Annotated in this window: 8 protein-coding genes; 6 read left to right on the top strand and 2 right to left on the bottom strand. The window is 38.3% G+C overall.

Going from position 1 to position 15,502, the window contains the following annotated elements:
* Positions 1–4 precede the first annotated feature (4 nt).
* A complete protein-coding gene (locus H7U19_RS03925; protein WP_186559047.1) occupies positions 5–1,549 on the bottom strand; it encodes an alkaline phosphatase PhoX in 1,545 nt (514 codons plus the stop codon).
* 393 nt (positions 1,550–1,942) lie between these two features.
* Between H7U19_RS03925 and H7U19_RS03930 the strand changes: the two genes are divergently transcribed.
* The 6 genes from H7U19_RS03930 to bshC all read left to right on the top strand — a co-directional run bounded on the left by H7U19_RS03930 (position 1,943) and on the right by bshC (position 13,359).
* Positions 1,943–2,587 (top strand): outer membrane beta-barrel protein, encoded by a 645-nt coding sequence (locus H7U19_RS03930; RefSeq protein WP_186559049.1) that lies wholly within the window; start codon positions 1,943–1,945, stop codon positions 2,585–2,587.
* 84 nt (positions 2,588–2,671) lie between these two features.
* Positions 2,672–3,208, top strand: a complete 537-nt coding sequence (locus H7U19_RS03935; RefSeq protein WP_186559051.1) for a T9SS type A sorting domain-containing protein — start codon at positions 2,672–2,674, stop codon at positions 3,206–3,208.
* A 19-nt stretch (positions 3,209–3,227) separates the two neighbouring features.
* Positions 3,228–5,558 (top strand): hypothetical protein, encoded by a 2,331-nt coding sequence (locus H7U19_RS03940; RefSeq protein WP_186559053.1) that lies wholly within the window; start codon positions 3,228–3,230, stop codon positions 5,556–5,558.
* A gap of 26 nt (positions 5,559–5,584) precedes the next feature.
* A complete protein-coding gene (locus tag H7U19_RS03945) occupies positions 5,585–10,975 on the top strand; it encodes a T9SS type A sorting domain-containing protein (RefSeq protein ID WP_186559061.1) in 5,391 nt (1,796 codons plus the stop codon).
* Complete coding sequence (locus H7U19_RS03950; protein ID WP_186559063.1) at positions 10,972–11,685, top strand: hypothetical protein; 714 nt, start codon at positions 10,972–10,974, stop codon at positions 11,683–11,685. Before H7U19_RS03945 ends, H7U19_RS03950 begins: the two co-directional genes overlap by 4 nt.
* A 72-nt stretch (positions 11,686–11,757) precedes the next feature.
* Positions 11,758–13,359, top strand: a complete 1,602-nt coding sequence (gene bshC, locus H7U19_RS03955) for a bacillithiol biosynthesis cysteine-adding enzyme BshC (protein WP_186559073.1) — start codon at positions 11,758–11,760, stop codon at positions 13,357–13,359.
* 125 nt (positions 13,360–13,484) lie between these two features.
* Here the strand turns inward: bshC and H7U19_RS03960 are convergent, their stop codons facing one another.
* On the bottom strand, positions 13,485–15,341 hold the full coding sequence (locus H7U19_RS03960) for a tetratricopeptide repeat protein (protein ID WP_186559081.1): 1,857 nt from the start codon (positions 15,339–15,341) through the stop codon (positions 13,485–13,487).
* Positions 15,342–15,502: the final 161 nt, after the last annotated feature.

Raw genomic sequence — 15,502 nt, forward strand, 5'->3', positions numbered from 1 at the left:
ATCATTATCGGTCTAACCCCTTAACTATATATAGTACAGAGCCTTCTTTTCTTGAGTTGTAAGCTGGGTTTGCTGTAACATCGGTAAAAGCCGAGCCGTCTTCAGGCTCCCAACCATGATTTTGAGTGATGAGAACAAATGTTTTTTCGCCATTGGCAACAACATCGGTTACATCAATCATACCAGTAATTTCCCAAGTTCTGGAAGTTGTGCCATAGCCCTTAGTTGCGGCCTCATCTTGGTCGCATTCCAAAACTGTTTTAACCGTCCCAGTATTAAGGTCATATTGATATAATTTGGCATAGCCTTGAATATCAGCATTTAACGAAGCGTATCCGTTAGGGTCTTCTTGAATGTAGGCATAGTTTTCGGTTACCAAAATATTATCAGGAGAGTGGAAACCGTCCGCTTTACCGCCTTCTTTATCTGCATCTAAAACACAGGTTATTTTTGCGGCGCCCGTAGGGTCTGTATCGTTTAAAACTACTTTGTAAATCCTTCCAAGTAACGAACCTTTGCCTACCAAATCAGTTTTGTTACGGCCGGTAACCGCAAAGTAAATTTCCCTCTGATTTGCAGAAGAACCTCTTCTCCAGTCGATATCCTCCAATCTGGAGAATCCCATAACGCCTTTGGCCTTAGCTTCGGCATCCAATAAATCTATTTGTGTTTCTTCTAATTCTACGAATTCAGCATCATATTCTGTGCCTTCAACCATATCCATCTCAAAGTTGATGCCAGCAGAAGTTACTTTTAAACCATACAGTTTCCCATTGTCAAGCCTCCCTCTACTACCAACGTACATGCCCAACTGTCCTGAAGGAACACTATTGTCGGAATGGTCATCACCAATAAAGGCTACAGTTTTGTCCGGATAAGCATCTTTACCTATAACAACTGCATTTTCGGTTGACCATTGACCAAATTTCGGGAGCATAATGGCACTATCAGCATTATTGGCAGACCTGTATGGATTTGTTGCAAAAACTCCTTTTGATGAGCCACCCCATTCGCCACCGGATAAGTAAACGGGGCCAAAACCGTGCTCTTCTGGGGTGACCAAAGACCCCGAACATTGCGCCGTGAACGCCGTGGCAAATGCATTAAGGATGTATTCACCATGTAAAGGTTTTAAGTCTTCATTCAATCTAATTCGGGCAATGGAGTAATCTGCTTCAATATTATTGATTAAGGTGAAAGTGCCGTCATCTTCTTTCAATAAACCGGCACCATCTGCCATGGAGCCATATACGAAATCTGGTGAACCTTCTATAACATCTTCAGAGGACAAAATAGGAGTTACGGTAATTGACGAGAATGCAGGATCTACCTTTAGTAGATTAGGTGTTTTTGAAGATTCTAATGGTACCAATTCTGCTATTGTAAGGTCTTCCCCGTCTTCTCCGTCCTCACCATCTTTTCCATCTTCTCCATCCTGGCCGGCAACGCCGTCAATGCCGTCTTTTCCATCTTCTGCACAACTAATCACCGTTATGGGTATCATTGTCAATACGAAAACTAATAATAAAAAATTGAGTAATTTTTTCATGATTTTTTTGATTGTTTTTTTAGGTATTATTTCCTCTCAAAATTATGGTTACAATCAAAAAACGGTGTTAAGGGATTACTGTACTTTTATTAATTTAGGGTTACATCAAGGTTAGCAACTTTACCAAAATATTACCACCGTTACTTCAATGTTAAATAGTGTTACGCCAGTATTAATTATTGAGTTTCTAATAGTAATACTTTCAATTTTCAGGGAGTATTTTCAATGGACAAAGGGTGGACATCAACGGATTTATTTTTTTTATTAGGGCCATATCGATACATTAGTGTAACCTAACTTGATATCTATGCCATCCAACCACGCTATAAAACCTAGTGCAGTTATCGAATTGTGCCTAAAGCTTTCACCCGAGTTGTTATCCTCTTGATTGTTATGAAGAAACATTTACTATTCGCTTTTGTTTTTCTATTTAGTGTTGCTCTTTATGGACAGCAGTTGTACATGGAGTATGGTTCTACCATCTCGTCGTTCGATTATAAAAACTCACAAGGACAGCGATTGAACAATCTTTTGTCTCGCTCAAAATCCTATTTCGGTATGGGGTACAGGCATACCCTTAATGGTGCAAAGACTTTGTTTTTGAACGCGGGCCTTTCCTATAATAATTATGGTGCAATAGGAAGCGAAAGTAGGGTGGATAATTATTTTGAATGGGATGTCAGTTATTTAGGAGCAAATGCAGGTTTGGATTTGAAATTGTTCCAATTGCGGGATCTTATTTTTTATGCGAATGGGTCGGCTGCACTTGAATTTATGGTAAGGGGCAATCAGACTATAAATAATGATGTGTTCAATTTGGTGGGTGAAGATGAATTCAATAACAATATTTTGTTTTTAAGGGTGGGAGTGCTAATGCAATATCCCATTTCGAGCTCAACAGCAATTTACGTTGGCTATAAGTACGGGAGTTCGGTGCTTATAAATAGTGGCGAAAGTGAAGAAAAATTGAAGTTGAATGCGCATCAATTTGGCATAGGCTTTATCATCAATTTACCCAATTGCTACTGTGATTTTTAGAGGTGGACAAATTATGGACAAGGGATGATGGAGGCCATTTATTATATAAATTAGTATGACGCTTTATGTTTTGAAAAAGAAAAAATGAAGATTAAAACGATAAACATATTAGGTTTTTTGATGTTGGCGTTGGGGGTCGTGTGTTCAGCCGGTGGGCAAGATACGGCTGGCCAAAAGACATATAAAATCATCCGATCAAGTTTAGGTTCAGGAGGGTCTTCGAAAACCTTCGCCACATCAAAAGGCCAGTATAAAGTAAGCCAAAGCATCGGACAATCCAGCGTTATTGGAACCTATTCCCGTAGTGGCTACTATTTACGGCAGGGCTACCAGCAACCTTCGTCCAAAATTAGGATAGCCAAAACTTCAGATGAAAACAATCTCTTGGCCACTGTACTTCCTAATCCTTTTAACCATAAAATTTCGGTGTCTTTCAGTGAAAAGACTGATGCCCCAATTTCGGTTTTAATTTATGATATCAGTGGCAAGCTCATTTATACAAAAGACTTTTCACCATCAAAAAATATTCAAATAGACCTCGGGCATGTATCCATGGGGTCATACCTGCTCAAAGCATTTTCTAATGGAAAAGCGTTTAACGCAAAACTTATAAAACAATAGTACCCAAAATCAATTTGTTATGAAACGAATTTTTACCCTAACGTTATCTTTATTATTATCAACATTGGCACTTGCCCAAACTGACGGTATTACCTATCAAGCAGTCATTATTGGCCCCGATGTTTTGGAATTGCCCGGAGTAGATTCCGAAAATAATTACTTGCCAGTTGCAGATATCGCTATTAAATTCTCGATTATAGCCCCTGGAAGTGGTATAGTGGAATTTACAGAAATTCAGGATACCACCACCGACGAGTTCGGAAGGGTGAACTTAATTATTGGTCAGGCGAATCATGATGAATTTGAAAAGATAGATTGGAACGGTAATGCAAAATCCTTAAAGGTTGAAATCGACTTTAAAAATGGCGATGGTTTCGTAGATATGAGTATTGAAAAATTGACCTATGTGCCCTATGTAGCGCACAGGGATATTACTGCTACCGGTACTTTGGACGTAGATGGCGATACATTTTTAAATCGTGAATTGACCGTAGATGGACCCACTACATTGAATAGTACGTTGACTGTTGCCGGGCAAAACGCTTCTGAACTTACGGGAGATTTAACCGTAGATGGCGAAACTAATTTGAACAACACTCTAAATGTTACCAACCAGAGTGAGTCTAATCTTTCCGGGCCATTAACGGTGGGTAATAATTTAAACCGTCCAGATGCGGCGGCACCAACCGTATTAAACGGCTCTTTGGAAGTGTATGGGGAATCAACTTTTACAAGTTTAGTGGCTGATACATTGACGATTAATGTTGAAACCAATTTGAATGGGGATGTCAATATAACTTCTGATAACCAAGTTAAAATTACCTCGACTTTAACTGGCGATGAATTGGACATAAATAGTTATCCTTTGTTGATAGAGGGAGGCAATCAAGGCATAGCGGTAAGAGTAAATGCCGTTGGGGCAAGAAATAATAATAATTTCATTTCTTTTTGGGACGAAACGCCTGTTGGGTTGCAACCATACGAGCCTACGGTTTTCAATGCATTGGTTAGGGATATTTTTGATGCGGTTGGCATAGGCAGTGCAGGGGTATTTGATGGATTTAACTATAACCCAAGCCCTGGAGCCAATACAATATCTGGAGTAACCTTACCGGATGCTAACGGACCTATGCTTTGGGGGCGCATTGAAGGTGAAACCGACCCTGACGAATTTATAAATAATGCCGATTATAATTTAGAACAATTGAGTGTCTATTATGATGTAGTAGATGGTTTATTAGATCTTATTTGGGAAATTGCTGATTTAGGAAAAACTACGGTAAATGTTACTGCGGCCTCAACGAGTACAACATTTTGTGCTGGTGTTGGGGGTTGTTTTACTGCTCCAGTTCCATCATTGATTGCAGCGGCAGCATCAAATTTGGCTGTGCAGATTATAAAGGTTACTGCTGCAACGGCTAATGAGGTTTTTGCCGGATATATGCTCAATACGTTTTACGATAATAAGAATAGGTTTAGAGGGGTGTCCTATGCCTCTGGAGCGGGGGATTATGCCGAGTATTTGGAACGTATGTACAGCAGCGAAACAATGAGTTATGGCGATATTGTTGGAATCTATGGAGGCAAAATTTCAAAAAAAACCGCTGGTGCCCAGCGCATGATGGTGATATCATATAAACCAGCCGTATTGGGAGCATTGCCACAAGATAACAACGCCCATCTTTTCGAAAAAGTGGCATTTATGGGGCAAGTGCCAGTAAAGGTGATTGGACCTGTAAACATTGGGGATTATATTCTTCCTAGTGGAGGTAATAATGGTCTGGGCATTGCAGTTTCACCAGATGACATCACGGCCAAAGATGTGAAGAATATCGTTGGAGTAGCTTGGGAGTCCTCGATAAGCAACTTAAGTTACAATCTCATCAATACTGCTGTTGGCATCAACAACAACGACAATAGCCCTATTGTACAAAAACTGGAGCAACAGGTTTTAGAGCAAAGGCGACAATTGGATGAACTTACTGATGTTCTGGCTAACGCACTGAAACGTTTGGATGCCTTAGAGAATGGGGACACTTATTATGATGCCTACAAGCCGGAAGTCCATGAGGATTCTAAAAATAACATGGACCATTATGGACGGAAATATGAAATAAAAGATGAGATCATTTACTATGAAATTACCGATGACGAGATTGAGCAAGGACTTAGAATGGCCGAAAATACTTTTAAGGAATTGGGGGCAACAAAGGCCGAAAATTTCATCTTAAAGAAAATTAAAGAAGACCCTAATTTTAAGGAGCAGTTCAAGGTGCAATTTAGGAAGGCCTTTGAAAAACAAATACACTATCATAAAGAGATAAACACAGAAAACAGAGAAAAACATTAACTGAAAAAGTGTTGAAAAATCGTAAAATGAGGACTGCCTTTTTTGTTTTAACCTTGCTGTCTGTGATTTCCACCGTGCAATCGCAAAACACGGCAATACCCGATGTTAATTTTGAGGAGTATTTGGAGACCCATGATGCTAACGGGGGTGTTGTCCCCGTTGGTGACGATAGTAGTATGGGGGACGGGACGGCTAATAATGGTTTAGTGCTTACCGATAGAATTGCCAATGTTAAGTCTTTGATAATTAGTGAAATTGGTGCCTCTGATTTAACGGGAATTGAAGATTTTTCCAGTTTAGAAACTCTTATTTGTAGCAACAATAATTTAGTAAACCTGGATGTTTCTAGTAATGCAAATTTAAGAACATTGCTCTGTAGCGCTAATGAGCTGGCAACTTTGGATGTATCCAATAATCTCGATTTGGAAGATTTGGATTGCTCCATTAATCAGATAGCGGTTTTAAATGTTGGTAGCAATACGCTTTTAAAAAGCCTGGACTGCTCTGAAAATAGAATCAATACTTTAAATGTAAACCTCAATACTGAATTGACGCGATTGTCCGTGTCCGGTAATCGAATTGGTGTTTTGCAGGTTGATAATAATGTCAATTTAGAAAACCTGCTATGCGCATCTAATCAGCTTGCCGGCATTAATTTATCGGCAAATACGAATTTAAAGGTATTGAACCTCGCAAATAATTCCATAGCGACATTGGATTTGAGTGCGTTAAATACCTTGGTTTGTCCCAATCCACAGACCGACCCCATAACGCCCTGTCAGGATGCATCTTCTATCAATGTATCCAACAACCAATTGACTACTTTGACCGTTGCTAATGGTCATAACGATTTAATAACCTATTTTAATTCTGAAAATAATCCCGATTTATCCTGTATTCAGGTGGATGCCGGTTTTATGCCCAATGCCAATTGGTCAAAAGACGATTGGACGTATTATGCCGAAACAACTTGCGCCGATATTTATACCTACGTACCTGATGATAATTTTGAGCTAGCCCTCATTGACCTTGGACATGATACCATCCTCGATAATTTGGTGTTGACGGCAAATATTAGTGGTTTGCTAACTCTGGATGTGTCCAATTCAAATATAGACAGTTTGATAGGGATTGAAGATTTTGTGGCCTTGCAAACACTCAATTGTAGTGGTAACAATATCGAAATGGTTGACATTTCCAACCTATCCGCCCTTTCAAATTTTAATGTTTCTAACAATGATTTGATTCAGGTAGATTTGGGTAGCCTTTCAAATTTGGCAGTTCTGAATATCTCAAACAATGCGCTTAATACTTTGGATGTCAGCAATAATGTGGCCTTAACAAATTTAGATTGCTCCAATAACTCACTTCAATCTTTAGATGTAAGCAGTTTACCCGCTTTAACAGATTTTAATTGTGAATCCAATGCTTTACGGGCATTAGATATTAGGAATGGGCAAAACCCAAACCTTTCAATTTTTAGCGCAATAAACAATGCAGATTTATCCTGTATTGAAACTGATACAGGTGCTGTTCCCGGTGGTGTAACCTGGGCGGTTGATGCCACAGCTTCTTATGCCATAAATTGCGGCACCTATGTGCCGGACAATAATTTTGAACAAGCACTGGTAAACTTGGGATGGGATACCCTGCCTTTGGACAATTACGTGCCAACTGGTAATATTAATGCACAAACCAATTTGGATATTAGCAGTCTTAATATTTCTGATTTGACGGGTATTGAGGATTTTGCGGGATTACAAACATTGAATTGTTCTGGGAACGAAATCGTTACATTAAATCTGGTAGCAAACACTAATTTAACGAGTATCAATTGTAATAATAATCCATTGGAGTTTGTAGATATCAGAAATGGAAATAATACAAATACTACGTTTTTCAATGCGACAACCAACCCCAATCTATTTTGCATAAATGTGGACCCAGCAGTTATAGGAAATATTCCTGCAGGCTGGACGATAGACCCGATCGCGACATACAATGCAGATTGCGAAAATAATAGGTACACCCCAATTCCCGACAATAATTTTGAACAGGCTTTACTTGATTTGGGTATCGATTTTGGTGTGCCAGACAATCAAGTGTTGACGGCCAGCATCGAATATTTAGAATCATTAAATGTAAGTGGTGAAAATATTCAAAACCTTCAGGGTATAAAGGCATTTTCTTCTTTAGTAGAGTTGGATTGTAGCAATAATTATTTAGATGAATTGGATATTAGCGGAATGGTCAATTTAGAACGATTGTATTGTGGATCCAATTATTTTTTGACTTCCAATGTGGCTAACCCCAATGGAGTTTTAAACATAACGGCAACCCCAAGTTTAACAACTTTGTTCTGTGCCCATAATGATTTGGCCGATTTGAATGTAACATTAAACACGAATTTGGAAGTACTCGATTGCTCCAATAACCGATTGGCGCTTTTGGATATTAGCAACAATACAAGTTTGGTGGAGCTGAATTGTGACAATAATCAAATTTCAAACCTTACCACCTATACTGCAGATAACTTTACTTTAAGTGAATTGAGCTGCGCAAATAATACCCTTGCAAACTTGACCGTCAATCGATGTTTGGGGTTGACAGAATTGAACTGTAGAGCCAATAGTTTAACCCAACTTAATATTACGGCCAACGTAGCTTTGGAGGTTTTGAATTTTTCGGACAATGAACTAACGGATGTTAATTTATCAGCAAATACTAATCTGATATTGCTTTCAGGGTCAAATAATGACCTGTCTGAAATAAATGATGTGTCTTCCACAAACTTGGAGCGAATAATTTTGGGTAACAATCAAATAAATGAACTCAGTGCAGTTTTAAGTACTTTGCCATTACTCAAATATCTTGTGGTAAATGGCAATCAATTGACGGATATGGATGCCAGAAATAATCCGAATTTAATCGAATTGAATGTTAGCAATAATAGTTTATCATCTTTGGAATTGTCTGCAAATTTGAATCAACTGAAAACGTTGAATTGTAGCAATAACCTTTTGGAAAATGATCTGGATTTGTCGACGATAGGTACGGGAACGTGTCCAGCAAATGAAGACTTTTGTCCAAATTCGATTACCATCAATGTGTCGAATAACCAATTCGATTTTGTGAATATCCAAAACGGAATAAATAATGAAATTTCTGGTTTTGTGGCCACTGGAAACCCCAATTTGTTCTGTATTCAGGTGGACGATGAAAACAATATTGGAGCGAACTGGCTAAAAGATGCAATAGCAGAATACAGTACCGATTGTCGATTTGGCGAAACCTATGTCCCTGATGATAATTTTGAGCAGGCTTTAATAGGTTTAGGTTATGATGTCGGTCCTTTGGACGATTATGTACCAACTGCAAATATTGAAGTGGTTACCAATTTGGATGTTAGTGCTGAGGGTATTGTTGACTTAACTGGGATTGAGGATTTTATCGCTATGGAGGATTTTAACTGTGCTAATAATGCGATTTCCGAAGTGGATTTGAGCAATAATCCTGCTTTAAGTATTTTGAATCTTTCAGGAAATATGATTTCCGATGTGGATTTAAGCGCAAACACAAATCTTGTTAATCTGAATATTTCAAATAATGAATTTTCAGAGTTTGTGCCCGAGGACATTCCAACGTTGCAAATCTTTAATTGCAATGAAAACATGATAGTTGAGTTGGATTTTACCGCGAATACTGCATTGACCAATTTAAGCTGTGCTACAAACGCCTTGGAGGTTTTGAACTTACAAAACGGTCAAAATCCGAGCTTGTCCAATTTGGACGCTCAAAATAATTCTGACCTGAATTGTATTCAAACGGATAATGGCAACGCGCCGGCTGGGGTCACGTGGTTGAAGGATGCAACAACGAATTACGCTATCGATTGTCATTTTGGCGAAACGTATGTGCCGGATGATAATTTTGAGCAGGCCTTGATAGATTTGGGCTATGATGCCGGTCCTATGGACGATTATGTACCGACTGTAAATATTGAGAGAGTAACGTCTTTAAGCGTGAGCAATAAAAATATTGCGGATTTAACTGGAATCGCTGATTTTGAGGCTTTGTTAACTTTGGACATAGAGGGCAATAGTTTAACCACGGTAGATTTAAGTGCCAATATTACTTTATCCAATTTAAATGCTTCAGGAAATCAATTCGCAACATTAGATATTTCCAATTTGCCCAACTTGCAAGTGTTGGATGTTTCACGTAATAGTTTGTCAAGCATCGATACAGATTCTAATTTGGGACTAACTGTGCTCAATATTTCGGGCAATTTGTTTACGGCTTTGGATGTAAGTTTATTGACCGATTTACAAGTTCTGCGATGTTCGGGCAACCAATTGGAAGAATTGGATGTTACCCTCAACACCAAATTGACGGAGCTAAGATGTTCCTCAAATGCATTTATTCAGGATAAATTGAACCTTCAAAACGGTGCAAATGCTATTTTAAATCAATTCAATGCTACTGGAAACCCAGACTTAAGCTGTATTTTGGTGGATGACCCCATCGCGGTAATATCCAATGTTAACGGGGATTACGATAGTTGGTTCAAAGATCCATCTGCAAGTTATCAGACCGTCTGTGACGATGCCGATAACGATGGGGTGGCCAACGAAGATGATTTGTGTCCGGGAACACCCTTTGGTGTTCCGGTGGATTTATTTGGATGCCGTTTTTCAATATTGCCCGAGGACAATTTTACCATTTTGATTACAGACGAGACCTGCTTGAATAACAATGATGGCAAAATAAATATTGTTACCAAAGAGCACTACGTTTACAAAGCATTGTTGACCAGTGATATTTTTAGCAAAGAATACACTTTCACTAATGAAATCAACATCTTAAATCTTGTGGCCGGAACGTATAGGCTCTGTTTAACATTGGATGAGTTTCCGGATTTTATGAGGTGTTATGATGTCGTTATCAGGCATCCAGAGCATTTATCGGTAATAACTGGAAAACAGGGAAATTCAAAAAAGGCAACCTTTCAAATGTCGGGTAGTTCTAATTACCATGTGGAGTTTAACGGATTTCAGTTCACCACAAGTGAATCGGAAATTGCCTTAAGTTTGGAAGATGGTGCCAATTCCATTAAAATTTCCACGGATTTGGAATGTCAAGGGACTTTTGAAAAGCAGATTTTTATCTCAGACGAAACGTTTGTGTACCCCAATCCATTCGGTGATACTTTTGACATATATTTAGGTGATTTAAGTGAAGAAGAATCCGCCGTAAATGTGTATTCCTATTTGGGGCAATTGGTGCATGCTGAAACCGTTTCAGCAAAAGAAAAAAGAAATTTAAGGGTAGATTCAAGTCAGTTTTCGTCGGGTGTTTATACAGTATTGATTCAATCAAAAAGTCGCACATCAACCTTTAAAATTGTGAAGAAATGAGACGATTATTTTACATATTCTATTTAGGGATTTCGCTATTTGGATGCAGTAAATCTTCAAATAATGACGGAGGTGGAGGGGAAGACCCCAACAACCAAGGAGGACCGAACCAGCCTAATCCATTGATTGTCAATCTGCAGTTTCCACATGAGGATGGTTTGTGCAATGTAGGTACGGACATCACCTCGACCCAAAGCACAGTTGTGTTTGAATGGGAAGCGAGCACCACTGCTGAAAGTTACACCATATTTGTTTCAAATCTGATCAACGGTGCTGAAATACAGGAAACCACCAATCAAGATAAAATTGGAATTACATTAGATCGAGCCACCCCATATTCGTGGTATGTAGAATCTACTGCAGGATCCAAAACCGAAAAAAGCGAAACTTGGAAATTCTACAACGCGGGCACCGGGGTAGAAACTTATGCGCCTTTTCCAGCTACTCTAGATTCTCCATCTATGGCAGCATCCGTAAATGGACCAAACGTTACCCTGCAATGGACGGGTAGCGATGTGGACAACGATATTTCGGGTTACGATGTATATTTCGGGACTGTCAACCCTCCAATTTTGCATGCAAGTGACGTAGCAACCACACAACAAAGCGTTTCTGTCACTTCTGGTAGTATTTATTATTGGAAAATAGTAACCAAAGATGTCGTAGGAAATGCATCCCATTCTGATACCTTTCAGTTTAGAGCACTTTAAAATAGCTCTTAACTTAATTTTTAGATTTCAAAAATTGGAATAGCTGTATATTTACATGTTTTTAATTAAAATATGCAACAGGAATACCTTCCTTTTAAAGATACGGGCTACTTTTCTTCCCTAATTTGTGATTACTTGGATGAGAAATCGGATTTAATGCCTTTTTATAATCGATTCCCAAAATTGGAAAATTTCGAGGCGCAAATCGAGGAAAAAAAGTTGTCTTTTTCTGTCCAGTCGCGAATTACTTTAACCGAAGCTCTTAAAAAACAGTACGAGAACCTTGAAACTTCAGAAGCGACCATACAGAATATTGAGCGTTTATATTCTGAGAATACATTTACCATCACAACAGGCCATCAATTAAACCTTTTTTCGGGACCATTATATTTTCTGTATAAAATAATTTCAACCATAAATCTTTCGGAGGAACTAAAACAGGAATACCCTGAATACGATTTTGTACCTATCTATTGGATGGCTACGGAAGATCACGATTTTGAAGAAATCAATTATTTCAATTTTAAGGGCAAAAAATTTCAATGGAATAGAAAAGCAGGAGGGGCCGTTGGGGAGTTGTCCACTGTAGGTTTGGATGAGGTTTTGGAATTGTTTTCTGCGGATTTGGGCAGTAGTACAAATGCTGAAGCTTTAAAGGAACTATTTAAAAAAGCATATTCGGACCATGATAATCTCACGGATGCAACCCGATTTTTAGCAAATGAACTTTTTAAGGGCTACGGTTTGGTTATCGTTGATGGAAACGATGCCGATTTAAAGCGATTGTTTGTGCCTTATATGGAAAAAGAGTTGATTGATCAGAAAGCTTTTGAAACGGTTTCCGAAACAAATGAAAGACTGGTAGGGGTTTCCGGGGACTATAAAATTCAGGTGAATCCCAGAGAAATCAACTTATTCTATTTACAAGAAAACTTGCGTGAGCGTATTGTTTTTGAAGATGAAAAGTTTAAGGTATTAAACACAGATATCGTTTGGAGCAAGAGTGAAATCCTAAAACGTCTGAATGAAGCGCCGGAACACTTTTCTCCAAATGTGATAATGCGCCCGTTGTATCAAGAAGTTATTCTTCCTAATTTGTGCTATATCGGCGGTGGTGGCGAATTGGCCTATTGGTTGCAATTGAAATCCTATTTTGACGCTGTTGAAGTGACTTTTTCAATACTTTTATTGAGAAATTCCGTGCTGATTAAAACTGAGAAGCAGGCCAAAAAACTTCAAAAACTAAATATTTCAAATGAAGATATTTTTCTAAAAAAAGATGCCTTTATCAATAAAAAGGTGAGGCAGATTTCAAATATTGATATTGATTTTTCAGATCAGAGAAAGCATTTGGAACAACAGTTTAAGGATTTGTACAAACTTGCAGAACAAACTGATGAATCATACATTGGAGCTGTAAAAGCGCAAGAAACGAGGCAGTTGAAGGGATTGGACTATCTTGAAAAACGTTTATTAAAAGCCCAAAAACGAAAGCTTTCGGATGAGGTGTCCCGAATGACAGATATTCAAAATGAACTGTTTCCCAATAGCAGTTTGCAGGAGCGCAACGCCAATTTTTCAGAGTTTTACTTGGAGTACGGAAAGCCTTTGATTCCTAGTTTAAAAAAAAGCTTGCAACCCTTAAATCAGGAATTTTTGATCTTGACGTTATAGAAACTAAAAGTATGTTGAGGTGTCCTGCGATTCTGAACTTGTTTCAGAATCTCAACGTATTAGTTGCAATTATTATGAGAACCTGAAATAAATTCAGGTTGACACGCAATCACTTTTAGAATGGTTTAAAGACTCAACACCAAATCCTGTAACGAATCCTCTGTAGTAATCCCTAGTTTTTTACGCAATCGGTAGCGTGCTTTTTTAATGCCCTCGGGAGAGACGTTCAAAATATTGGCAATTTCCTTGGAAGACAAATTCATCTTTAAAAGTGCCATCAATCGGAGTTCGTTGGAAGTCACCTCAGGGAACTTCTGTTTAACGGTGGAGTTAAAATCCTTGTGTACTTGTTCGAAATAACGGCTAAAGTTTTCCCAATTATTGTCGTCCTTCAAATCAAAATCAATAGTCCGGATTAATTTGTTAAACCCTCGTTTTGAATTTTCGGAAGTTTTAAATTCCTGGGCTTGTTGTTTAAGGTTTTCTAAAACCTCGTTCTTTTTGGCCAAATGCAGGGCGTGGGTTGTGAGCTCTTTCTTTTTAAAATCCAGTTCAAGATTCAATTTTTCTTTTTCGGTTTTACTGCGTTTCAACTTTTGTCTTAATGCGTAGAAACCAATTAGAGACAACAACAAACCGAAACCTAGTAATACCATATAAAGGGTGTTGATTTCGCTTTTCTTTTCTAATAAATCAATTTCTCTTTTTTGAAGTTGAATTTGTTGCTCTCTCTTTTCAGCTTCATATTGGGCTTTTAACTCGTCAATTTGTTTTGCTTTTGTTTCATTAAATAGGCTGTCGTTATAGATTTGATATTGTCTTTGGTCGCTTAGGGCAGCAACATAATTTCCTAATTTTTCATTAGCGATAGATCGTCCGTGATAACTGTCTCGGATCACATCCAACGCATTTATAGAGTCGGCCAGTTGAATACCTTTACTGTAGTTTTTGATAGCCCTTTTGTAGTCCTTTATCCTAACAGCAACCTCTCCAATTTGATTATGTCCAATGATAAGATTATTGGTAGAGCCTATTTTCTTTGTAATAGCCTGCGATTTTTCGAGCATATTCAAAGCTTTTTTGTGCTCACCGTTTCTGGAATAAATATCTGCCATATTGCTATAATTAGCAGCAACTAGGTCGTCTCTTTTAATCTTTTGGCCAATTCTCAAGCTTTCCTTGTAATTTTCAAGAGCTTTATCGTATTCTTTTAAGTACCAATAAACGTTGGCAACCTCCATAAACATGGTAGATTCCCAGTACGGTCTGTCCAACCCCTTAAATTTCTCCAAGGACGCTTCAAGCGGAGCTATTGCCTTTTTGTAATTTCCTCGCAACATCTCTATTCTACCTATGTCGGCCAAAGCAATGGCTTTTCCAACTTTGTTTTCTGGGGTTATGGTATCCAATACCTTATTTGCTTTCAACGTCTCTTCCATGGCCAATTTAAATTCCCCGTTGTCCATATAAATAGTGGCTTTTCGTTGAAGATTGTCAACCATATGTGTGCCATGATTTAATGCCAGGGCGATATCGTAACCCTCATCGGCCAACTTCAAGGCTTTATCAAAGTCACCTTGAATGGTTTCAAAAATGGCATATTCATTTAAGGCGAACCAATGTGTTTCTTTGAGACGTGTTTTTGCAAGCTTTTTAGTCGACTTCTCGAAATAATATCTGCTGGAATCTTGGTTGGGCAGAAACCTGTAGTAATATGCCAAGTTAAGGTAACCCAAACCGATACCCTTGTCATAATTTATTTTTTTAGACAGTTGTAGTCCTAAACGGGCATATTTGAAGGCATCCTTGGGACTTTTGTGCCTATGTAATCTAAAAAGCTCATGCGCCGTTTGTGCCTTTTCAATGCTTTCGGGTTGAGATTTATAAGTTTGAAGTAGGCTGTCAATTTGCTTTTCATTTTGAGAAGACAAATAATTCAACGCAAGAAAACACAAAAAAATAGCGAAAGAAAAGGGTTTCATGGCTGGTCTTTTTTGTTAAAAATAGGGTTTTATGGCGAGCAAATCAAATGCCAGCAAATTGAATTGAAGGGTTTTGAAAGCTTTCGGTTATCCACAAAAAATGTTCAAAAAAATCACCTAAAAAATCAATAATCCGCATCCCTCAATAAAAAATCAATTCC

The organism is Hyunsoonleella aquatilis (genome assembly GCF_014270105.1).
Taxonomy (GTDB): domain Bacteria; phylum Bacteroidota; class Bacteroidia; order Flavobacteriales; family Flavobacteriaceae; genus Jejuia; species Jejuia aquatilis.

What these genes read in the sequence shown, in the direction of transcription:
- H7U19_RS03950 (WP_186559063.1), top strand. Translation starts at nt 10,972, where the DNA reads ATGAGACGATTATTTTACATATTCTATTTAGGGATTTCGCTATTTGGA.
- bshC (WP_186559073.1), top strand. Translation starts at nt 11,758, where the DNA reads ATGCAACAGGAATACCTTCCTTTTAAAGATACGGGCTACTTTTCTTCC.
- H7U19_RS03945 (WP_186559061.1), top strand. Translation starts at nt 5,585, where the DNA reads ATGAGGACTGCCTTTTTTGTTTTAACCTTGCTGTCTGTGATTTCCACC.
- H7U19_RS03940 (WP_186559053.1), top strand. Translation starts at nt 3,228, where the DNA reads ATGAAACGAATTTTTACCCTAACGTTATCTTTATTATTATCAACATTG.
- H7U19_RS03935 (WP_186559051.1), top strand. Translation starts at nt 2,672, where the DNA reads ATGAAGATTAAAACGATAAACATATTAGGTTTTTTGATGTTGGCGTTG.
- H7U19_RS03925 (WP_186559047.1), bottom strand. Translation starts at nt 1,549, where the DNA reads ATGAAAAAATTACTCAATTTTTTATTATTAGTTTTCGTATTGACAATG.
- H7U19_RS03960 (WP_186559081.1), bottom strand. Translation starts at nt 15,341, where the DNA reads ATGAAACCCTTTTCTTTCGCTATTTTTTTGTGTTTTCTTGCGTTGAAT.
- H7U19_RS03930 (WP_186559049.1), top strand. Translation starts at nt 1,943, where the DNA reads ATGAAGAAACATTTACTATTCGCTTTTGTTTTTCTATTTAGTGTTGCT.